Here is a 21,016-nt window from a genome sequence, read left to right on the forward strand (position 1 = left end):
TCGCAAAGACGTAGCTTTAGTAAGGATTGCAAGCATCAAATCACGCCGTCATCGCGAGGGGACGAAGCGATCTACTTACTTCGCAGAAGCTTTTTTTGTGTGCTGATAGAGATCCAACACAAAATCTAATTGCTGTTCTTGTGTTAATTGAGAATTATCCAATACAACGGCATCGTCGGCTTGGCGAAGCGGACTTTCTTCGCGCGTGCTATCAATATGATCGCGATGAGCTAAATTCTCCATCACCTCTTCCATCGTCAGCTGTTCGCCTTTGGCGGCCAATTCCGCAAAACGACGCTCTGCACGGATGTACGGATCAGCGGTCATAAATATTTTGAGATCCGCTTGCGGAAATACCGTCGTGCCAATATCACGGCCATCCATCACAATATTGCGCTTGGCACCTAACTTTTGCTGCTGCGCCACCATCGCTGTTCGTACCTGTTTCAACGCACTCACTTCACTCACCAACGAAGATACTTCCATCGTGCGAATAGCATCAGAAATATCTTCGCCATTCAACAAGATTTGAGTTTGTTGACTATTGGGTATAAAATCAATGTGTATATCCGCAATAGCTGCAGCAACTTGCGCTTCTTCGTTCATATCCACATTGTTCTGTATGAAATACAGCGTAACGGCACGATACATCGCTCCACTATCAACAAAAACGAAGCTTAATTTCTTAGCCAAAGCTTTGGCAACCGTGCTTTTTCCGCAGGACGAAAAGCCATCAATAGCAATCACAAAATTGTTCTTCGCCATTAGTTTTGTCCCCCTATCATCACGCCAGGCTTACCTACGAAAGGTGCTTTAATAAGATTCTCGTCTACAATACTTTCCGGAAGGAAAATGTATTTTTTATCATACATCACGTCGTTTTCATAGTAACTGACCCAATACTCATTCGTCAGGCCAAACACCTCGGTATCGATAGCCTCAATCTTGACGGCTGACTGAGCAACAACATCTCCCAAGAAGTGCCGTAAGGTCGTAGTTTTCACCTCTCTATTATCTTTGACACCATATCCTTTGGAAGATACCAAGACATTTTGCAGGTCGGTTTTATTCTCATTGATGAGGTACACATTCCATACCTTCCCCTGAGGCGAATCGCTCTCCAACACCACCGCTACATCCACTCCTGCTACAACATTTTCCGGCAGATCCTTCTTCATGATTAGGATTTCTTTTTAGTAGTTGTCTTTTTTGCTGTAGTCGCCTTTTTCTTAGGGGCTTTCGTAGCTGTCTTAGCAGCAGCCTTGGTTGCCACGGCACCTTTTTTCGGTTTTGGCGCTGTTTCGGCCCATTTTAGTACGTCTTCGTACGTGATTTGCTCGACTTCCGTACCTTTAGGAATTTTGATATTCTGTTTACCCAGTCGAATAAATGGACCCCAACGGCCATTTTCAATCTGTGCATCTGGATTTTCGTCAAATACACGGATCACTTTATCACGGTCTTTCTGGCGTTTCTCTTCGATGATCGTAACAGCCTCTTGCTCGGTCACATCCAAAGGGTCAACTCCTTTTGGGAGCGAATAAAAAGAACTGTCGTGGCGAATGTATGGACCAAAGCGACCAATAGCGACCGACATATCCTTCTCTTCATAAATACCCACTTTCCTCGGCAGTTTGAACAGCTCCAAAGCATCTTCTAGTGTGATCGTTTCGATCATCTGCCCTTTACGCAACGAAGCAAAACGTGGCTTTTCTTCGTCGTCAGGAGATCCGATTTGTACTAGTGGACCAAATTTTCCGACGCGCACACTGATTGGCTTGCCCGAAACTGGATCTGCACCGAGTTCGCGCTCACTATTGGCGCGATCGGCATTTTCCATGGTATCTTGCACTTCACTATGAAAAGGACCATAAAAATCCTGTAACATATCCGTCCATTCCTTCGCACCTTGTGCAATCTCATCAAATTCCTTTTCGACCTTAGCCGTGAAGTGAAAATCGACAATTCCTTTGAAATGTTGAATCAGAAAATCATTAACCAACATTCCGATATCGGTCGGAAACATTTTATTGCGCTCCGCGCCTGTGATCTCCGTCTTTGTTTCTTGTTGTACTTCTTTATTAACGACGGTCAATACATCGAACTGACGTTCGCGGCCTTCCCGTTCTTCCTTTACCACATAACCGCGATTCTGAATCGTAGAAATCGTCGGCGCGTAAGTAGATGGTCTACCAATACCCAATTCCTCTAACTTCTTCACCAAAGATGCCTCTGTAAAGCGCGCTGGCGGTCTCGAGAAACGTTCTGTGGCCGACAGATCGTTCAATTGCAAGGCCTGTCCTTTTGCCAGTGGTGGCAACAAAGCATTGTCGCTATCATTATCCAATGTGGTTTCCTGATCCTCATCCATCGACTCCATATATACTTTCAGGAATCCATCAAATTTCATGATCTCACCGTTTGCCACAAATTCTTCTGCACGCGTAGAAATATGAATTTTGGCGACGGTTTTTTCGAACTCCGCTTCGCTCATTTGAGAAGCTATAGCACGCTTCCAAATCAACTCATACAGCCGTTTCTCCGATGCATCGACATCTACTGTGTGATGCGAGAAATAGGTTGGGCGAATCGCTTCGTGAGCCTCTTGTGCTCCGGCCGATTTGGTTCTGTATTGGCGTTGTTTATGATATTTATCGCCATATGCATTGACTATCTCTGCACGGGCGCTTTCGATCGCTGTATCCGACAAATTTACAGAGTCGGTACGCATATAGGTAATATGTCCTGCTTCGTATAATCGCTGCGCAACTTGCATGGTCCGTGCCACCGAAAAACCAAGTTTTCTACTCGCTTCTTGTTGCAAGGTAGATGTGGTAAATGGTGCAGATGGACTGCGTTTAGCCGGTTTCTTTTCTAGTGAATTGATCTCAAAGGCAGCGGCAATACAATCTTGTAAGAAATCGTGCGCTTCCTGTTTTTTATCAAAGCGTTGAGGCAATTCTGCTTTAAATAATTCGCGTGCGTTGCCCGTCGAAAATATGGCGGTTACTTTAAAGGCAGCAGTCGCTTCAAATTTGTTGATATCACGCTCACGCTCTACGATCAGGCGTACAGCCACAGATTGTACACGACCGGCCGATAAAGAAGGTTTTACCTTACGCCATAAAACGGGCGATAATTCAAAACCTACTAAACGATCCAGCACGCGGCGCGCCTGTTGTGCATATACCAGATTGTAATCAATCTTTCGAGGTGCTTCTATCGCTTTTAAGATGGCGGGCTTGGTAATTTCGTGAAATACGATCCGCTTAGTACTATCGTCTTTAAGACCTAAAGTCTCAAAAAGATGCCACGAAATAGCTTCTCCCTCGCGGTCCTCATCGGATGCTAGCCAAACCGTCTCCGCTTGCTTAGCTAGTTTCTTTAATTCGCTAACTACTGCTTTTTTATCGGACGGAACTTCGTATCGTTGTTGGAACTTATTGGCGGTATCGATAGCATCATCTGTTTTTACCAGATCCCGGATGTGTCCGTAGCTAGATTTTACCAGGAAATCTTTACCTAAATAACCTTCTATCGTCTTAGCCTTTGCAGGGGACTCTACTATCAATAAATTCTTCGCCATTAATGCCTCTTTAGATTCTTGCAAAGAAAACGTTTTTAGAACGCATTGCCAATATAATTAGACTAATTTTGTCGGAAAAGTTAATAATAGGATCAAAAACTGACAACAAATCAGCAATTATAGCGTAAGATTGGATATAGATATTTAATGCAATCTAATCACCTACACAATAACTTGACTCCACAAGAATAGTCTCACACGACATGATGTCGTCGAGAAAAAAAAACCATTGGTATCTGTTAATAAAAAATTAACATCACGTATTCCGACTTTTTTTTACATTTGCAGCGCATGGAAACGCGCATTACTCGGCTGCTGACCTATTTTGGTTTATGGATGTTCACCATCTTATCGGTGTCAGGCCAAACCATGCCGGATAAATTACGTACGGTATCACCCATTCGCGTACAGTGCGAATTCCTTACCGCATCGTCTGGCAACAGTACATCTACACCGGTCCCGCGTCATCATCAGTTCTCCGCCAACTCTTCTTCGCACCATGCCATTGATCAAGCGATTGAACAAGTAGAAGAAATATCGGTCAAAAAAGAAGATTCAGCTCCAGAAGCGGATCGCTTTGCGCAACAAGGCTTTCACCCAAGATGGTATTTTAGCGATCCTGTTTTATCGACCACGACCTTACCAAGTTATACCAAACGTCTGGCCAACCAAATGGCCGTCCGTACCGAGCGGTATATCCTATTCCAAGACTTCAGAATTTAATCTTCTTCCCATCTCCGATCTGGAGATCCGCTAAGTTGCTTTCATTTATGCAGTTAGCTTTCATTTGGCATACAATAGCCTGTACAGTTGCAGCTTGCACGCGCTCGTTATACCATCTCCCAAAACGTATTTATTAAATCAATTGCTGATTAAACATCATATCTAATATGAAATTCAACACCATTTTGTATAGCATGATATCGCTATGCATGGCGGCATCCTGCCAACAAAAGCACGTGCATACAGAAGAAGAAGGTCACTATACCGCCACCTCACCGCTCGTACAAGACACCACTATTACCAAACAATACGTCAGTCAGATCCGCTCGATCCGACATATCGAAATCCGCTCACAAGAGCGCGGTTATCTGGAAAAAGTATTTGTAGACGAGGGACAATTTGTGCACAAAGGGCAACTTTTATTTCAAATCATGCCTAATGTATATAATGCAGAGTTCCACAAAACAGAAGCCGAACTGGAAACCACCCGCATAGAAGTGCTCAATGCGCAAACACTGTTTGATAAAAATGTGGTCTCTGCCAATGAACTCGCTTTGGCCAAAGCCAAATACAAACGTGCCGAAGCCGAAATGGAGCTCGCCAAAACGCATCTCCAATTTACACGCATCACCGCGCCTTATGATGGTTTTGTGGATCACTTAAATCTGCGTCTGGGAAGTTTAGTTGATGAGGGCGACTTACTGACCAGCTTGTCGGACAATAGCCAAATGTGGGTATATTTCAATGTACCGGAGGCCGAATACCTCAATTATAAAAACAACGCCAGCGAGCACAACCTCGATCAGGTACAGCTCTTTTTGGCCAATCAACAGGTTTTTGAAAATTCTGGTAAGGTAGAAACCATTGAAGCGGACTTCAACAACGAAACGGGAAATATTGCCTTTCGGGCTACCTTTCCTAATCCAAAAAACATCTTGAGAAATGGACAAACGGGTACCATTCTCATGGCTGTACCGATGCCGCATGCGGTCATCATCCCACAAAAGGCCAGCTTTGAGATTATGGATAAGCGATACGTGTATGTCATCAATACCGATAATCAAGTGAAGCTTACTCCGATCCAAGTGAAAGCAGAAATGCCCGACTTATTTATTGTAGGATCTGGGTTGACTGGAAAAGAAAAAATCCTGCTGGAAGGTATTCGTAAAGTTCAGGATGGTGACAAAGTGGTGGTTGATTATGAAGCGCCGCGCGAAGCGATGAGCAAACTCACCTTGGCCAGCGAATAAGTAATCCGTCCATCTTAAAGTAGTAGAAAACATGTTTGAAAAATTTATAAAACGGCCGGTGCTTGCCATCGTCCTCTCTATCGTGGTCGTGTTCCTCGGCTTATTGGCCATTGGCACACTTCCCATCTCTCAATTTCCTGATATTGCGCCACCCGTGGTGGTGGTGAATATCGCCTATCCCGGCGCCAGCGCCAATGTATTGACTGAATCCGTTTTGATTCCGATGGAAAAATCCATCAATGGCGCACCGGGAATGAAATACATGACATCGGACGCCACCAGCGCGGGTGAAGCCACCATCATGGTGTATTTTGATTTGGGAACCGATCCTAGCCAAGCGATGGTCAATGTGAAAACGCGGATTGAGCAAGTCACCAACCGACTTCCAGAACTCGTACAGCGTGAAGGATTGGTCGTGAGTTATACCTCGCCCAACATGCTGATGTATGTAAACGTGTACAGCAAGGATCCGAATGCCGATCAGAAATTCTTATACAACTTTGCCAACGTCAATGTCATCCCAGAAATCTCCCGACTGAATGGTGTGGGCAGTGCCAAAATCTTGGGGAGCCGGATTTACGCGATGCGGATTTGGCTGAATCCAGATCGCATGCGCGCCTATAATATCTCGACCGACGAAGTGATGGAAGCCATGAGCCAACAAAGCATCATCGGAACACCGGGCCGCCTCGGACAAAGTACAGGCAAACGCTCTCAATCGCTCGAATACGTGCTCACGTACAAAGGCCGATATAACAAAACCGATCAGTACGAGAACATCATTATCCGATCGAATCCCGAAGGCGAAAGCCTGAAATTGAAAGATATTGGAACGGTCGAATTAGGCAGTGAATTCTATGATATTTATTCCAATCTAGATGGTCTGCCTTCGGCTTCCATTACTTTGAAACAGAACTATGGCAGTAATGCCAATGACGTCATCAAAGAGGTGAAAAGCAAGCTGGAAGAGATCAAAGCATCTTCATTCCCTCCCGGAATGGATTACAAAATCACCTACGATGTATCCAACTTCTTGAATGCATCTATTGATAAAGTCGTACATACGTTGGGCGAAGCGTTCATCTTGGTAGCACTCGTCGTTTATCTGTTCTTAGGCGATTGGCGCTCTACGCTGATCCCGATTATTGCTGTTCCGGTTTCATTGATTGGGGCATTTGTATTTATGCAAGCCTTTGGCCTTACCATCAACCTCATTACACTGTTTGCCTTGGTGCTGGCAATCGGTGTGGTGGTGGATGACGCCATCGTGGTCGTGGAAGCCGTGCATGCGAAGATGCATGAAAAGCATTTGCGACCGTACCCAGCCGTGGTAGAAGTCATCAAAGAAATCAGCGGCGCTGTAATCGCCATCACCTTATTGATGACCGCGGTATTTGTTCCGGTGGCCTTTATGACCGGGCCTGTCGGCGTATTTTTTAGACAATTTGCCATCACGATGGCCTGTTCCATTGTTATTTCGGGCTTTGTGGCGCTTACGCTTACGCCGGTGCTTTGTGCCATGCTATTAAAGCCCCACAAAGGAAAAAAAGCCAAGCTCAATGTGGTGGAGAAATTTCTAGCCGTATTCAACAAGAAATTTGACCGCCTGAATGTGCGTTATGCCTTGTTCTTAAAGCGCATTGTCAACCGTCGAATCGTGACTTTTTCATTATTGGCGGCATTTGCCATCGGTATTTTTGGTATTTCGAGAACACTGCCTTCGGGTTTCATTCCCAATGAAGATCAAGGAATGATCTACGCCATCGTGCAAACTCCTCCAGGATCTACCTTGGAGCGTACCAACGATCTGGCTCGGCAACTCCAAAAAGCGGCTGAAAACGTGGATGGAGTGGCTTCGGTAACGGCTTTGGCGGGATACGAAATCCTGACCGAAGGACGTGGATCAAATGCCGGAACTTGTCTGATCGAGCTCAAAGATTGGTCGGAGCGCACGCAAAGTGTACCGGAGATTATCGAGGAGCTCGAAGAGCACACCAAAAATATTGCTGGCGCTACGATCGAGTTCTTTGGCCCACCAGCTGTACCGGGATATGGCGCGGCAGGCGGTTTTTCACTACGTCTATTAGATAAAACCAATACCGATGATTATAAGGCACTGGAACAAGTGAATGACGAATTTATGGCGGCCTTGCACAAACGTAAGGAACTCACCGGCTTGTTTACGTTCTTTTCGGCAAACTACCCACAATATGAATTGGAAATCGATAACGAAGCCGCCATGCAAAAGGGCGTTAACATCGAAAATGCGATGAATAACTTGTCAATTCTAATTGGTAGTACATACGAGCAAGGTTTTATCCGTTTCGGTACTTTTTACAAAGTATACGTGCAAGCATCGCCGGAGTACCGCGCCTTGCCAGACGATATTATGAAATTGTATGTAAAGAATGATCGGGACGAAATGGTACCTTACTCGGCCTTTATGACCATGCACAAAACGCAAGGATTGAATGAAATTACCCGTTACAATATGTATCCATCATCGGCTATTAAGGGCGAACCAGCCAATGGCTATAGTACGGGAGAGGCCATTCAGGCGATTCAAGAAGTAGCCGCGCAAACATTGCCGAGAGGATACGACATTGGCTGGGAAGGATTAACAAAAGACGAAGCCGCACGTGGTAATGAGGCCATTTACATCTTCTTAGTTGTACTCGGATTTGTGTATCTGGTATTAGCAGCACAGTACGAAAGTTTCATCATTCCGCTATCGGTCATATTTTCGCTACCTGCCGGAATCTTCGGCACCTTTTTATTACTCAAGGTCATGGGCTTAGCCAATGATGTGTATGCGCAGGTGGGATTAGTCATGCTCGTCGGTTTGCTCGGTAAGAATGCGGTGTTGATTGTGGAGTTTGCGATGCAAAAACATGCGGAAGGGCTGTCGATCTATCGCGCTGCCGTGATGGGCGCACGCGTACGTTTCCGTCCGATCTTGATGACTTCTTTTGCCTTTATCGCCGGTATGATTCCGATGGTGATGGCACACGGACCAGGCGCGATTGGAAACCGCACAATCGGCGCTGCAGCCGCCGGTGGTATGCTACTCGGAACGATCTTCGGCGTCATCGTCGTGCCGGGATTGTATTTCATCTTCGGAACGATCGCCAATAAACGAAAACTCATCAAAGACGAGGAAGAAATGCCTTTGCTTGAAAAAATTGAAAACTAATGAAAAGAAAAACTTTTTTATATAGCGCCGTACTCGTAGCATCAGCCTTGGCAAGCAGCTGCGGCACACCAAAGATCATCGAAAAACAAGCTTCCAACACGGCAATGCCTCTCGCCTACGCAAATGCGGATTCTACGCAGAATATGGCAGATTTGCATTGGAACAAGTACTTCAACGATCCGCATCTGGTACAGCTCATAGATACTGCGCTGCTGCACAATCAGGAACTCAACATTATGTTGCAGGAAATCGCGATTTCGGGCAATGAAGTATTAGCACGAAAGGGTGAATACATGCCCTTTGTAGGTGTACGCGGCGGAGCAGGCGTAGAAAAACGCAGTGTGAATACGCCATTAGGTGCGCTGGAAAGAGAGGTGGAGATCCGCCACGGAAAAGAAAACCCAGAACCGATGCCCGACTTTGGTGCCGCTCTATTTGCCAATTGGGAAATCGATATATGGCATAAGCTCCACAATGCCACAAAAGCAGCGCAACTTCGTTTTCTCTCTTCAGTAGAAGGGAAAAATTTTATGATTACCAATCTGGTCGCGGAGATTGCCAACAGCTATTATGAGTTGTTGGCACTAGATCAACAGCGCATCATCTTAAAGCAGAATATCACCTTACAGGAGAATGCTTTGACGACCGCCAAAGTGCAAAAACTGGCGACGCGTATCACGGAATTAGCGGTGAAAAAGTTTGAGGCTGAATTGCTCAAAACACAAAGTTTACAGTTTGAAATAGATCAACACATAGTAGAGACGGAAAACAAGCTTAACTACTTGGCTGGGCGTTTTCCGCAGCATATTGAGCGAACAACAGCCGAGTTTGATGAAAATACCTTAGCTTCTTTGGATGCTGGCTTGCCAGCGCAATTGTTGGAAAATCGACCCGATGTGCGCCAAGCAGAGCTTAGTATGGCTGCCGCAAATTTGGACGTCAAAGTAGCCAAGGCACGCTTTTATCCCTCACTGGGCATTTCTACCTCGATCGGATACCAAGCGTTTAATCCGGCTTATTTGTTGAAAACGCCACAATCGCTAGTGTATTCACTAGCCGGGGATTTAATGGCACCCTTGGTCAATAAAAAAGCCATTCAGGCAGATTATCTGACAGCAAATGCGAAGCAGATTCAATCCGTTTTTGAATACGAACAAACGGTCTTAAATGCCTATGTTGAAGTAGCGAATCAGCTTTCTAAATACCACAATGCGGTGGAAGGTACACGCTACAAGAATCGGCAGGTGAATGTACTTAACGAGTCCATACAGATCGCCAATGATTTATTTAGCGCGGCACATGCCGATTATATGGAGGTGCTGACCACGCAACGCGATGTGCTCGAATCAAAATTTGAACTGATCGAATCGCAAAAATCCCAGTACAACGCCTTGGTAGATCTCTACCGGTCGGTCGGCGGCGGTTGGCAATAAAATAAACAGGGCAATCCACTTCGGATTGCCCTGTTTATTTTATATAGCTAGGAAACACTTATCCCAATACCCACAAATTCAATAAGAAACAAAACATAAATACGACCGATGCAATACCATTCGTAGTCATAAAGGCACGATCTACTTTGCTTAGATCTGTCGGGCTCACAATTCGGTGCTGATAAATCAGCAGCCCACCATAGCAAACCAACCCAAGATAATATGGCCAGCTAACAGGAATGTAGAACAAAGGCAACAAAACAAATACGAAAGATAACACGTGTAGCAAAGTCGAAATCTGCAATGCTTTGGCTCCGCCAAAACGTGCGGGAATAGAATGCAATCCATGCTCCTTATCAAAGGATTCATCTTGCAAAGCATAAATAATATCAAACCCACTCACCCAAGTTAAGACCGAAAGACCGAAAAATATCGGAACGACATGAAATTGTCCAGCTACCGCTAAATATGCTCCTACAGGCGCCAATCCCAAACCTAGACCCAACACCAAATGGCATAATGGTGATATGCGCTTCATGTATGAATAAAACAACACGACGAACAAAGCGATCGGCGCTAAAATCAGACAAAGTGGATTGATGAAATAGGTAGCGATAATGAATATCACACAATTGACAATTGTAAAAATAAGCGCTTCGCGCGGAGCAACTCGCCCTGCGGGTATGTCACGCACGACCGTACGTGCATTCAACGCGTCGATATCGCGATCCAGATAGCGATTGAAAGCCATCGCCGAGTTGCGAGCGGTGACCATACAGACCAACATCAAACCAAATAATAGCCAGTCGAAATGAAACAAGCCCATCGTGACGGCCAAAAAGAAACCGATAATAGCAAAGGGCAATGCGAAAATACTATGTGCAAAAAGCACTAAGGACATATACTTCTTCATGCTTTTGGAGGCAGTACGAAGTTTTCATTAATATCGCCGATAGTATTCAATACCTCATCGCAACCAATCTTCGTCTCCGAAGACGTCAGGAAGTGACGCGGAATCTCTTCAAACCATTGTTTTAGAGCACGACGAAATTTAGCAATGTTTTGATCGGATTTTACACCAGAATGTTTATCTGCTTTGGTAAATACCAGCATAAACGGCAATCCCTTTTCTCCTAGCCAGTATATAAAATCAAGGTCATTTTTTTGCGGTTCGTGTCGGCTATCGATTAGTACAAATACACACTGTAATGTTTCACGACGCGTCAGATACGCACGAATGAATTTCTCCCAATCCGCACGATTCTTCTTCGATGTTTGTGCAAAACCATAACCCGGAAGATCCACCAAGTACCAAGTATCATTGATCACGAAGTGATTAATTAACTGTGTTTTCCCTGGTTTTTGAGATGTCTTTGCCAAATGCTTGCGACCAGTAATCGCGTTAATAAGAGAAGATTTTCCCACATTGGATCGACCAATGAAGGCGTACTCTGGCTTGTTAGGCTCGGGTAATTTATCGATTTCTGTATTGCTGCAGATGAACTCTGCCGTTTTGATCAACATATGCAAAGGTAGCATTTCTCTCCGAAAACCGGATAAATCCAGTCCAAACGGCTTGTATCTGCAAAAACATCCCGTAGGTCGAGATTTTTTCAGTAATTTAAGCCTCGTAAAAAAACCAACCTTATCCATGTTAGACATTCGCAACATTGTGAAGCAATACGCCAGCCACCGCGCGTTGGACGATGTTTCTCTCTTCGTGCCCCAAGGACAAATATTTGGTCTATTAGGGCCAAATGGCGCCGGAAAAACTTCTTTAATTCGTATTATCAATCAGATCACGGCGCCAGATGCTGGCGAGATTTTCTTTCAGGGAGAGCCATTACAACCTAAGCATATTAGCCGAATTGGTTATTTACCAGAGGAACGTGGCTTGTACAAGAAAATGGAGATCGGTGAGCAGATGATCTACTTGGCGCAGCTAAAAGGTTTGCCAAAAGATGAAGCTAAGAAGAAAATCAAATACTGGTTTGAAAAGCTGGAAATCGAAAGTTGGTGGAAAAAGAAAGTGGAAGACCTGAGTAAAGGTATGCAGCAGAAAGTGCAGTTTGTCGCGACGGTGCTGCACGAGCCAGAATTGATCATTCTGGATGAACCGTTCTCAGGTTTCGATCCAGTCAATGCACAAATTATACAGGATGAAATCTTGGAGCTGAATAAAAAAGGTGCCACCATCATCTATTCTACACACCGCATGGAATCCGTAGAAGAATTGTGCGACCATATTGCGCTAATCAATAAGTCGAAGAAAATCTTGGATGGCGCTGTCAAAGATATCAAAGCCAGTCATAAGAGCCAAACCTACAAACTTAGCTATACCACCAAAGGTTCGCTAGAATCTGCCTTAAATAGCCCAAGTGAACTGTTTACTGTGTTGGACAATATTGTGGATGATGGCGAACACACGGCTAAGATCCAAATCTCACCGTCTTATAATCTCAACGACGTATTATCGTTTCTGATCCCGCAGATCAACATCAATCAGATTTTGGAAATCATACCTTCGATGAACGACATTTTTATCGAGCAGGTCACTACTAATAAAAAGTTTTAAACTTCCGACATGAACAAAATATCCCTTATCATACAGCGCGAATACCTATCTCGGGTGCGCAAAAAATCCTTCTTGTTGGTCACCTTCTTGGTGCCGGTTTTCTTTATTGCACTTTATGCAGGAATTTTCTACCTCACCAAGAAAAGCTTCGAAGATACCCATGCCACGGTTTTCGTACTGGATCAGCAAGGTGGCATCAGCGAGCAACTCGAGAACAACCGCAACATTACCTATAGCAAATCTAACGTAGAATTACAGGAGCAAATTTCGGAGATCAAAGGCAAGAAAGATAATATCAATATATTGATTATTCCTACAGACTTCTATATCAGCAAGCGTATTGAGCTACTTTCTTCTGGCAAGCCAAACATGGCGACGCAAAATGAAGTAAAAAGCAACTTGACGAGTATTTTGCAAGCGCATCAGTATTCCGAACTCGGTGTAGATCCTTCGATCATCCGCGATTTGGATTCCAATATTCGCATTACTTCTAAAGAATTGACGGAAACGGGCGACACCAAAGATAGCGACACTAGAGTTGCGATGGGTATATCGATAGCATTAGCCTTTTTAGTATATCTATCCTTATTTTTATACGGTACGCAGGTGATGCGTGGCATTATCGAAGAAAAATCAAGCAGAATTGTAGAAGTCATTATTTCCTCAGTAAAACCTTTTCAATTGATGATGGGTAAGATTGTGGGAATTGGTTTAGTAGGCTTAACGCAGTTTCTTTTATGGGTAATCCTGAGTGCCGGTCTACTCTCTGCAGCTTCATTGTTTGTGGGTAATTCGGAAGAAGTGGCAGCGTCTGCACAAACTACGACAGGTATGGTGCAGGCAGATATGCCAGAAAATGCTGGCGGTTTTGACTTAGATGTAGCCTTGGCTTCGATCGACTTTCCCGAATTATTGATCTGCTTCTTTCTATTTTTCTTAGCGGGCTATTTATTGTACAGCGCCCTATTTGCTGCCGTGGGATCGGCGGTAGATAACGAAACGGAGACCAATCAATTTATGATGCCAATTACCATGCCTTTGCTTTTGGCTTATGCCCTATCATTTGGCGTTATCGTCAATGATCCGCATGGTTCGATCGCTACTTGGCTCAGCTTTATTCCATTGACCTCGCCAATCGCAATGCTAGTACGCATACCATTTGATGTTCCACTTTGGCAGATCGTTACTTCATTTGCCATCTTAGTCGTGGGCTTCCTATTTACCACTTGGGTAGCGGCACGTATCTATCGCGTCGGTATTTTGATGTACGGCAAGAAGGTTACTTTCAAAGAATTGATCAAGTGGTTTAATTATAAGCGCTAATCCAAATCTTACCAATACGAAAAACGGCCTAATCATTCCAAAATGATTAGGCCGTTTTCTTACTTGAAAGTAAAGAATCGCTGATTATAGGATCAGAATCAACAATAAGATAATGATGATAACAGCACCTACCGATAAGTAAACACCACCACCCAACGCTTTGGATTCTTTTTTCAATTCTTTCAATTCTTTTTTCATGGCCTTGCGCTCTGCTTTGGTCATGTTGCTACGATCCATTGTTTTGATCTCGTTTACACGAGCCTCAATCTCAGAAATACGTGCTTCTGTAGCGGGGTCTGCTGCCACTTCTTTAGCAGTAGGCACATCATTCGCCAATACGGGTTGTACAAAAGTTATTGCACAAAAGATGGCAATCATCGAAAAATAAAATTTTGATCTCATAAAGTGTAATTTTTTGATCTAATTATGTTGTCTTGTATGTCTAAACAACAATTCGTCCAAAATTGTTTATGCAGAGCAAAAAATTTTAAAAAATTACATAAAAAGAAAAAAGGGAGTCCCAAAAGGGCTCCCTTTTCTACGTTGTATGATGACAACGCAAATAAGATATGAATTACAATTTGTCGTTAGAGTTAACTGCGTTCAATTCTTCGAAAGCTTGTTTCAAACGAGCAACAAATGCCTCTTCGCCTTTACGTAACCAAACGCGAGGATCGTAGTATTTCTTGTTTGGCGAATCCGCACCTTCTGGACTACCGATTTGCGCTTGCAAGTAATCGTGGTTCTTCGCATCGTACTGACGTACACCGTCCCAGAATGCCCATTGCATATCTGTATCGATGTTCATCTTGATAGCTCCATAAGAAAGCGCCTCTGTAATCTCTTCTGGAGAAGATCCAGAACCACCGTGGAATACGAAGTTTACAGGTTTCTGTGCATCCAACTTAAACTTCTCACGGATAAATTCTTGAGAATTGTTCAAAATCACCGGCTGTAATTTCACGTTACCGGGTTTGTACACACCGTGTACGTTACCAAAAGCAGCTGCTACAGTGAATTTATCTGAAATTTTCGATAACTCCTCGTATGCATAAGCCACCTCTTCTGGTTGCGTATACAATTTGGAGCTGTCTACGTCTGTATTATCTACACCGTCTTCTTCACCACCTGTTACTCCTAATTCGATCTCGATGGTCATGCCTAGTGGTTTCATGCGCGCTAGGTATTTTGCAGAGATTTCAATGTTTTCTTCCAAAGGCTCCTCAGAAAGATCCAACATGTGCGATGAAAATAAAGGTTTGCCATGTTGTGCATGGAATTTTTCACCAGCATCTAACAACCCATCAATCCAAGGTAATAATTTTTTTGCTGCGTGATCCGTATGTAAGATCACCGCTACACCATAGTGCTCAGCCAATAAGTGCACGTGTTGTGCCGCCGATACAGCGCCTAAAACGCACGCTTTAAGATCATCGTTATTAGCAGTTTTTCCAGCATAGAACTGTGCACCACCATTAGACAATTGAATGATTACTGGTGAATTAACCGCTTTTGCTGTTTCCATCACAGCATTCAATGAATTTGTACCAATAATATTAACGGCAGGCAATGCAAATTTATACTCTTTTGCTTTCTCGAACAGTTCTTGTACCTGATCTCCTGTCAATACACCTTTAAAATCTTTTAGGCTCATATGTGTTTTGAGATAAATAATTAAAAAATCTTTTGTCTTTAAAGATACGCAAAAATATAGGAGATAAAAACCATAGTGTAAATAATACACTAATTAAATGAGATAATTGGCGTAGCCTATCAATGGCATGTCAGCCCTAGTTCATAATTGCGATTGACCTCGCTCTACGCTTGGCATATCCCCAAAATCCCGTATCTTTGCACCTAGATGAAAGTGAATAATTTATTAGAGCGTGCCCTACAGTTTGACTTCCTCACGCAAGAGGAGGGTGTTTTTCTGTATCATCATGCGGCGACTGCCGACTTAGCTTATGTGGCCAATGAATTGAGAAAAATTCAAGTACCACATGGCAAAGTGACCTGGCAGATCGATCGTAATGTGAATACTACGAATGTGTGTATCGCAAACTGTAAGTTTTGTAACTTTTTTCGTCGTCCGGGCCACGAAGACAGTTATATCACCGATATCGAAACCTACAAACAGAAGATCGAGGAAACCTTTAAATTTGGTGGAGACCAATTGCTCTTGCAAGGTGGTCATCACCCTGATTTAGGATTATCGTTTTACAACAATATCTTCAAAGAGCTCAAATCACTTTATCCAAATTTGAGATTACACTCTTTAGGGCCGCCAGAGATTGCGCATATTTCCAAATTAGAAAACATGTCGCATATCGATGTGTTGCGCTCTTTGAAAGAATCAGGACTAGATTCCTTACCGGGCGCAGGAGCCGAAATATTGAATGATCGCGTTCGTCGCCTGATTTCCAAAGGAAAATGTGGCGGTCAAGAATGGTTGGATGTGATGCGTGCAGCGCACCAGATCAATTTACCGACGTCAGCAACAATGATGTTTGGTCATATCGAAACGATTGAAGAGCGTTTCGAGCACCTCGTTTGGGTGCGTGAAGTGCAGCAGGAGAAACCGGAAGGTAATTATGGTTTCGTCGCATTTATTCCTTGGCCTTTCCAGGACGACGGCACCTTATTGAAACGACTGCGTGGAATCACTAACAATGTTACCGGAGACGAATACATTCGCATGATCGCACTCAGCCGTATTATGTTGCCCAATATCAAAAATATTCAAGCCTCTTGGCTTACCGTCGGTAAGCGTACCGCACAGTTGTGTTTGCACGCTGGCGCGAATGATTTTGGATCGATCATGATTGAGGAAAATGTCGTTTCTGCTGCTGGAGCACCACACCGATTCACCTCTACGTCAATTCAGGAATCGATCAAAGACGCGGGGTTTGAACCGCAACTGCGGAATCAAGTGTACGATTTCCGCACCATGCCAGAGCACATGGAAGTACAGGTGATCGACTACTAACAAACATACTTTCTAAAGGCAGCATCTTTCGAGCTTTAAGCACTTTTGCTTATTACCGTACAAAGCATGCTATTATTTTATGTAAGTAAGGTTATAATATGATTTGGCTAAGTCATTGTCGTACCACATATCCAGATCGCGCCAGTACGTAAGGCACAAACACACGACCTTTTACTACTATAAAAAACCAAATATAACTATCTGATTTACAGTTTATAATTTTTGAAAAAAAAGTAGTGAAATTTGTTTTTCTTGTCTACTTTTACAAAAAATAGAGAGGGTTAATCAATGGGAAACGCGATGGATACGATGGGAAAAAGTTTGCTGGAAGACGAGAAATTACTCAACTTCGATGGACCTGAAGACGACGATAGCGACTTCGACGATGACTTGGATCTGGAGGGATTGGATCTAGGTGGCGACGACGATTTTGATGACGACGACTTTTAATGGTTTAATTAGCTAACACCAAAAGAAAATAGAAAAGACAGCCGCAATCGTCTGTCTTTTCTATCTCGAGATATTATCTTTTATGCAATTGTTCGTAAAGATCAATTACTTTCTTCTGCAAATCGATCACTTCAAGTTCACGTGTTTGCAGTCTTTTGCCTAACTCCTTCATCTCTTCTTGAACGCCTTTACTTTCTTCAGAATCCGCATCAGATAGCAACAATACCAAGCTAAGCTCGAAAAGATTTGCGATTTGATTTAAACGAGAAAGATTAACGTCTGTAATACCTGTTTCGATCTTTGAAAAAGCCGGAATAGAGATATCTAATCTCTTGGCTACATCTTCTTGACTCCAGCCTCGCTGATGTCTTAACAGTCTAATTTTTTTTCCTAATGTGTTCATAGATAAATTTTGTACTCTTTTGTTTATAGCAGATAGAGCAAATTTAACTAAAAAATATAAAACGCAGAAATAAAATAAGAAAATTCTACGCCTCTTTCAAAAACTTATCGGCTAGACTAGCCATATTGACTCCATTATGGGTGTTTGAACTCATAAAAAGCAAGTTATACCCATTTGAACGAAAAGATTCCAAAAACGTCTCTAACTCCTCCATATCGCTGATAATGTGGAATGAAGGGTGATCAAACGCTTTAGCAAGATGATCTTCCATAGCCGACTTAGTAATATTTTTTTCTTTGTATGAATTTATATTAACAAACGCTACTGCATGATCAGATTCTTGCATACTGTGCTTATACTGCATCATGAGCTCTTCCTCAATTGCATCATATGGATTTAATTCAATAAAGGTGACCAATGCTTTTGCTGGAAACTGCTCTTTAATAGCATGTATACTCGACTTTACTTTGGCTGGGCTATGGGCAAAATCCTGATAAACCACACTACCATTGCCGCTGGCTACAAATTCTAAATAGCGAATAGAGCTTTTAAAATCTTGTATCGCATGATAGAATTCATTTCTTTTCACGCCTAGCCATTCGCATACCGTATATGCTCCGACGATATTAGATAAATTGTGCTTGCCAAAAACTTTTAAGGAATAATCATGACCACAAACTGATACAGACGTCACCCCTTTATTAATGCTGTATTCTGGCAACTTGTAGCCATGTCGATTTATTTTGAGGTCTTTGGTTTCTTCTAGGATTTGATGCAAGCTGACATTGTCTTTATTGTAAATCAATGTTCCCTTCGGCGTAATACTTTCGATAAACTTACGAAACTGCTCAAAATAATCCTCGCTTGAAATCACCGTCCGGAAGCTATCCCATTCTATGCCTGTGATCAGCGCAATATTGGGACGATACAGATGGAACTTCGAACGATTATCCAACGTAGAAGCATAATATTCATCACCTTCGATGATAATAAGCGGGCTGGAACTCGTGAGCTTTACCAACGAATCAAAACCCTCTAGTTGTGCGCCAACCAAATAATCGAACTCCACACCCATCTTCTTCAAAACATGCATAATCATGCTGGTCACCGTCGTTTTACCGTACGTACCTGCAATGACGACCCGCGTTTTGTTGATACTTTGCTCGTACACAAACTCAGGATACGAATAAATCTTTACGCCTATTTCGCGCGCTTTCTTTAATTCCGTATTATCATCTAAGGCATGTTTGCCTAAAATGATCGCGTCAAGCTCTTCGGTAATCTGATCTGGAAACCATCCTAATTCCGCCGGAAAAAGATGGGCTTTCTCCAAACGTGACTTCGACGGCTCTACAATCTGATCGTCCGATCCAGTGACCTGATGACCTTGCTCAGCCAAGTTAATGGCCAAATTATGCATGATACTCCCGCCTATCGCTATAAAATGTATGCGCATATCCTTCCTATCCTATCTAGCTATTTTTTCACAAACATCGCCGAACACCAACGATCTAACACGTGGTGATTCATGAAGATCAAACCAAAAGATTGTGCCTTTTGTTTTAATAGGTCTAAATCCTCCCCCTCATAAAAGCCTGACACATAAAGTTTGCCATCGGCAGTCAAGCTTTGACTATAGCTTTCCATTTGGTCTAATAAAATATTCCGATTGATATTGGCCAAGATCACCTCAAAAGACTTACCAGCAATCTGCTCTTGCGAACCCAAAGCCGTATCAATATTCGTCAAATTATTCAGTGCGCTATTTTCGATCACACTATGTACACAGATCTCATCATAGTCGACCGCGAAAATAGATTGAGCTCCTCGTTTTGCTGCCGCAATAGCCAGAATCCCAGTACCACAACCCATATCTAAGACCGTTTTTCCTTCTAAATCAGCATTTAGCAAGTAAGAAAGCATCATCGCTGTCGTTTGATGATGTCCGGTACCAAAAGACATTTTGGGATCGATCACAATCTCATATTCGTAATTGGGCTGCGGCTCATGAAAAGTAGCGCGCACATACAGACGTTCGTCGACTGTGATGGGCTGAAAGTTGCTTTCCCACAGCTCATTCCAATTCTGATCTTCCATCTCCTGCACTTCATAATCTACCTGATATGCTGTGGATTCGCGAACCAATAAGCTCTCTAATGCAGGGATATCCAGATTAGCTGAGGGAATATAAGCTACAAATCCGTCCGTAGAATTTTCGAACGTATCGTAGCCTATATCGCCTAATTCAGCAATCAGCAGATCTTTTTGCCATGCCTCCATGTCGGAGGATGAAAAAGCAACTGACGTATATTTCATATTTATTTAGTATTGAATACCTTCACGATATCCAAGAAGTCACGTGATTTCAATGATGCACCACCAATTAAGCCACCATCGATGTCTTTTTGCGAGAATAAGCTTTCTGCGTTAGATGGATTACAACTTCCGCCGTACAAGATCGATGTATCATCTGCAACCGCTTCGCCATACTTTTCTGCAACCGTTGCACGGATGAAAGCATGAACTTCTTGCGCTTGCTCTGGTGAAGCCGTCAATCCTGTACCAATCGCCCAAACTGGCTCATAAGCCAAAATAACTTGTGCAAATTCTGTAGCTGAAAGATGGAATAACCCTGCTTCCAATTGTGTTTTGATTACATCAAAGAAACTTCCTGACTCACGCTCCTCTTTGGTTTCGCCGATACAGAAAATAGGTTTCAACTGATGCTTCAAAGCAGCATTTGTTTTGTCTGCCAATAACGCATCCGTTTCCTTGAAAAACGCACGACGCTCTGAATGGCCTAAAATAACGTACGCCGCACCAACAGATTTCACCTGTGAAGCAGAAATCTCTCCAGTATAAGCACCAGATTCTGCCTCGTGAATGTTCTGTGCACCAACATGTACATTACTAACACCTGAAGAAAGTTTTGCAATACTAGATAAATGAATAGCCGGACTACAGATCACTACTTCTTGAGCACCGATCAATTCGTCTTTCGCCATATTTGCAATTTCGGAGAACAAGCTAACACCTTGCTCATAGTCTAAATTCATTTTCCAGTTTCCTGCAACGATATTCTTACGCATAATTT

At 43.2% G+C, this 21,016-nt stretch carries 19 protein-coding genes; 8 read left to right on the forward strand and 11 right to left on the reverse strand.

Features of this window, described 5'->3' with window-relative positions; translation table 11 throughout:
- Positions 1–75: 75 nt before the first annotated feature.
- From cmk to topA, 3 genes are read right to left on the reverse strand one after another with little or no spacing between them, the layout of a single operon-like run.
- Entirely contained in the window at positions 76–765 is a 690-nt protein-coding gene (cmk, locus tag AC3IRT_RS12685) for a (d)CMP kinase (RefSeq protein ID WP_489393585.1), read from the reverse strand.
- Positions 765–1,178, reverse strand: coding sequence for a hypothetical protein (locus AC3IRT_RS12690; RefSeq protein WP_489393586.1), 414 nt, complete (start codon positions 1,176–1,178; stop codon positions 765–767). Before AC3IRT_RS12690 ends, cmk begins: the two co-directional genes overlap by 1 nt.
- Positions 1,179–1,180: 2 nt before the next feature.
- Positions 1,181–3,586, reverse strand: coding sequence for a type I DNA topoisomerase (topA, locus tag AC3IRT_RS12695; RefSeq protein ID WP_489396131.1), 2,406 nt, complete (start codon positions 3,584–3,586; stop codon positions 1,181–1,183).
- Between the two features lie 291 nt (positions 3,587–3,877).
- On the opposite strand from topA, the gene AC3IRT_RS12700 reads away from it, so the two are divergent.
- The 4 genes from AC3IRT_RS12700 to AC3IRT_RS12715 all read left to right on the forward strand — a co-directional run bounded on the left by AC3IRT_RS12700 (position 3,878) and on the right by AC3IRT_RS12715 (position 10,185).
- A complete protein-coding gene (locus AC3IRT_RS12700) occupies positions 3,878–4,309 on the forward strand; it encodes a hypothetical protein (protein ID WP_489393587.1) in 432 nt (143 codons plus the stop codon).
- 167 nt (positions 4,310–4,476) lie between these two features.
- On the forward strand, positions 4,477–5,559 hold the full coding sequence (locus tag AC3IRT_RS12705) for an efflux RND transporter periplasmic adaptor subunit (RefSeq protein ID WP_489393588.1): 1,083 nt from the start codon (positions 4,477–4,479) through the stop codon (positions 5,557–5,559).
- Between the two features lie 31 nt (positions 5,560–5,590).
- Entirely contained in the window at positions 5,591–8,752 is a 3,162-nt protein-coding gene (locus tag AC3IRT_RS12710) for an efflux RND transporter permease subunit (protein ID WP_489393589.1), read from the forward strand.
- On the forward strand, positions 8,752–10,185 hold the full coding sequence (locus tag AC3IRT_RS12715; RefSeq protein ID WP_489393590.1) for a TolC family protein: 1,434 nt from the start codon (positions 8,752–8,754) through the stop codon (positions 10,183–10,185). Before AC3IRT_RS12710 ends, AC3IRT_RS12715 begins: the two co-directional genes overlap by 1 nt.
- A 58-nt stretch (positions 10,186–10,243) precedes the next feature.
- Here AC3IRT_RS12715 and AC3IRT_RS12720 read toward each other — a convergent pair whose 3' ends face one another.
- Both AC3IRT_RS12720 and yihA read right to left on the reverse strand, forming a co-directional pair.
- Positions 10,244–11,098: a 4-hydroxybenzoate octaprenyltransferase gene (locus AC3IRT_RS12720; RefSeq protein ID WP_489393591.1), complete on the reverse strand. Its 855-nt coding sequence runs from the start codon at positions 11,096–11,098 to the stop codon at positions 10,244–10,246.
- Positions 11,095–11,709 carry a ribosome biogenesis GTP-binding protein YihA/YsxC gene (gene yihA, locus AC3IRT_RS12725; protein ID WP_489393592.1) on the reverse strand — a complete coding sequence of 205 codons (615 nt, stop codon included), beginning with the start codon at positions 11,707–11,709 and terminating at the stop codon, positions 11,095–11,097. The genes AC3IRT_RS12720 and yihA overlap by 4 nt, the downstream gene beginning before the upstream one ends.
- 127 nt (positions 11,710–11,836) lie before the next feature.
- On the opposite strand from yihA, the gene AC3IRT_RS12730 reads away from it, so the two are divergent.
- Together AC3IRT_RS12730 and AC3IRT_RS12735 are read left to right on the forward strand one after the other, a co-directional pair.
- Positions 11,837–12,760 (forward strand): ABC transporter ATP-binding protein, encoded by a 924-nt coding sequence (locus tag AC3IRT_RS12730; RefSeq protein WP_489393593.1) that lies wholly within the window; start codon positions 11,837–11,839, stop codon positions 12,758–12,760.
- A gap of 9 nt (positions 12,761–12,769) precedes the next feature.
- On the forward strand, positions 12,770–14,083 hold the full coding sequence (locus tag AC3IRT_RS12735) for an ABC transporter permease (protein ID WP_489393594.1): 1,314 nt from the start codon (positions 12,770–12,772) through the stop codon (positions 14,081–14,083).
- Between the two features lie 84 nt (positions 14,084–14,167).
- On the opposite strand, the gene AC3IRT_RS12740 is transcribed toward AC3IRT_RS12735, so the two are convergent.
- Together AC3IRT_RS12740 and fbaA are read right to left on the reverse strand one after the other, a co-directional pair.
- The gene (locus AC3IRT_RS12740; RefSeq protein WP_489393595.1) at positions 14,168–14,485 is read right to left on the reverse strand and encodes a hypothetical protein; all 318 of its coding nucleotides are present in this window, start codon (positions 14,483–14,485) and stop codon (positions 14,168–14,170) included.
- A 172-nt stretch (positions 14,486–14,657) separates the two neighbouring features.
- Positions 14,658–15,737, reverse strand: coding sequence for a class II fructose-bisphosphate aldolase (gene fbaA, locus AC3IRT_RS12745; RefSeq protein WP_489393596.1), 1,080 nt, complete (start codon positions 15,735–15,737; stop codon positions 14,658–14,660).
- Positions 15,738–15,944: 207 nt separating this feature from the next.
- On the opposite strand from fbaA, the gene AC3IRT_RS12750 reads away from it, so the two are divergent.
- Positions 15,945–17,069 carry a CofH family radical SAM protein gene (locus AC3IRT_RS12750; RefSeq protein ID WP_489393597.1) on the forward strand — a complete coding sequence of 375 codons (1,125 nt, stop codon included), beginning with the start codon at positions 15,945–15,947 and terminating at the stop codon, positions 17,067–17,069.
- A 288-nt stretch (positions 17,070–17,357) separates the two neighbouring features.
- Complete coding sequence (locus tag AC3IRT_RS12755) at positions 17,358–17,519, forward strand: hypothetical protein (RefSeq protein WP_489393598.1); 162 nt, start codon at positions 17,358–17,360, stop codon at positions 17,517–17,519.
- A gap of 73 nt (positions 17,520–17,592) precedes the next feature.
- Here AC3IRT_RS12755 and AC3IRT_RS12760 read toward each other — a convergent pair whose 3' ends face one another.
- The 4 genes from AC3IRT_RS12760 to tpiA all read right to left on the reverse strand — a co-directional run bounded on the left by AC3IRT_RS12760 (position 17,593) and on the right by tpiA (position 21,011).
- Positions 17,593–17,922 carry a helix-turn-helix domain-containing protein gene (locus AC3IRT_RS12760; RefSeq protein WP_166333447.1) on the reverse strand — a complete coding sequence of 110 codons (330 nt, stop codon included), beginning with the start codon at positions 17,920–17,922 and terminating at the stop codon, positions 17,593–17,595.
- An 85-nt stretch (positions 17,923–18,007) separates the two neighbouring features.
- On the reverse strand, positions 18,008–19,378 hold the full coding sequence (locus AC3IRT_RS12765) for a Mur ligase family protein (protein WP_489393599.1): 1,371 nt from the start codon (positions 19,376–19,378) through the stop codon (positions 18,008–18,010).
- A gap of 20 nt (positions 19,379–19,398) precedes the next feature.
- Entirely contained in the window at positions 19,399–20,238 is an 840-nt protein-coding gene (prmA, locus tag AC3IRT_RS12770) for a 50S ribosomal protein L11 methyltransferase (RefSeq protein WP_489393600.1), read from the reverse strand.
- 2 nt (positions 20,239–20,240) lie between these two features.
- Positions 20,241–21,011: a triose-phosphate isomerase gene (gene tpiA / locus AC3IRT_RS12775; protein WP_489393601.1), complete on the reverse strand. Its 771-nt coding sequence runs from the start codon at positions 21,009–21,011 to the stop codon at positions 20,241–20,243.
- Positions 21,012–21,016: the final 5 nt, after the last annotated feature.

The organism is Sphingobacterium sp. KH_072, assembly GCF_057837975.1.

What these genes read in the sequence shown, in the direction of transcription:
- cmk (WP_489393585.1), bottom strand. Translation starts at nt 765, where the DNA reads ATGGCGAAGAACAATTTTGTGATTGCTATTGATGGCTTTTCGTCCTGC.
- AC3IRT_RS12690 (WP_489393586.1), bottom strand. Translation starts at nt 1,178, where the DNA reads ATGAAGAAGGATCTGCCGGAAAATGTTGTAGCAGGAGTGGATGTAGCG.
- topA (WP_489396131.1), bottom strand. Translation starts at nt 3,586, where the DNA reads ATGGCGAAGAATTTATTGATAGTAGAGTCCCCTGCAAAGGCTAAGACG.
- AC3IRT_RS12700 (WP_489393587.1), top strand. Translation starts at nt 3,878, where the DNA reads ATGGAAACGCGCATTACTCGGCTGCTGACCTATTTTGGTTTATGGATG.
- AC3IRT_RS12705 (WP_489393588.1), top strand. Translation starts at nt 4,477, where the DNA reads ATGAAATTCAACACCATTTTGTATAGCATGATATCGCTATGCATGGCG.
- AC3IRT_RS12710 (WP_489393589.1), top strand. Translation starts at nt 5,591, where the DNA reads ATGTTTGAAAAATTTATAAAACGGCCGGTGCTTGCCATCGTCCTCTCT.
- AC3IRT_RS12715 (WP_489393590.1), top strand. Translation starts at nt 8,752, where the DNA reads ATGAAAAGAAAAACTTTTTTATATAGCGCCGTACTCGTAGCATCAGCC.
- AC3IRT_RS12720 (WP_489393591.1), bottom strand. Translation starts at nt 11,098, where the DNA reads ATGAAGAAGTATATGTCCTTAGTGCTTTTTGCACATAGTATTTTCGCA.
- yihA (WP_489393592.1), bottom strand. Translation starts at nt 11,709, where the DNA reads ATGTTGATCAAAACGGCAGAGTTCATCTGCAGCAATACAGAAATCGAT.
- AC3IRT_RS12730 (WP_489393593.1), top strand. Translation starts at nt 11,837, where the DNA reads ATGTTAGACATTCGCAACATTGTGAAGCAATACGCCAGCCACCGCGCG.
- AC3IRT_RS12735 (WP_489393594.1), top strand. Translation starts at nt 12,770, where the DNA reads ATGAACAAAATATCCCTTATCATACAGCGCGAATACCTATCTCGGGTG.
- AC3IRT_RS12740 (WP_489393595.1), bottom strand. Translation starts at nt 14,485, where the DNA reads ATGAGATCAAAATTTTATTTTTCGATGATTGCCATCTTTTGTGCAATA.
- fbaA (WP_489393596.1), bottom strand. Translation starts at nt 15,737, where the DNA reads ATGAGCCTAAAAGATTTTAAAGGTGTATTGACAGGAGATCAGGTACAA.
- AC3IRT_RS12750 (WP_489393597.1), top strand. Translation starts at nt 15,945, where the DNA reads ATGAAAGTGAATAATTTATTAGAGCGTGCCCTACAGTTTGACTTCCTC.
- AC3IRT_RS12755 (WP_489393598.1), top strand. Translation starts at nt 17,358, where the DNA reads ATGGGAAACGCGATGGATACGATGGGAAAAAGTTTGCTGGAAGACGAG.
- AC3IRT_RS12760 (WP_166333447.1), bottom strand. Translation starts at nt 17,922, where the DNA reads ATGAACACATTAGGAAAAAAAATTAGACTGTTAAGACATCAGCGAGGC.
- AC3IRT_RS12765 (WP_489393599.1), bottom strand. Translation starts at nt 19,378, where the DNA reads ATGCGCATACATTTTATAGCGATAGGCGGGAGTATCATGCATAATTTG.
- prmA (WP_489393600.1), bottom strand. Translation starts at nt 20,238, where the DNA reads ATGAAATATACGTCAGTTGCTTTTTCATCCTCCGACATGGAGGCATGG.
- tpiA (WP_489393601.1), bottom strand. Translation starts at nt 21,011, where the DNA reads ATGCGTAAGAATATCGTTGCAGGAAACTGGAAAATGAATTTAGACTAT.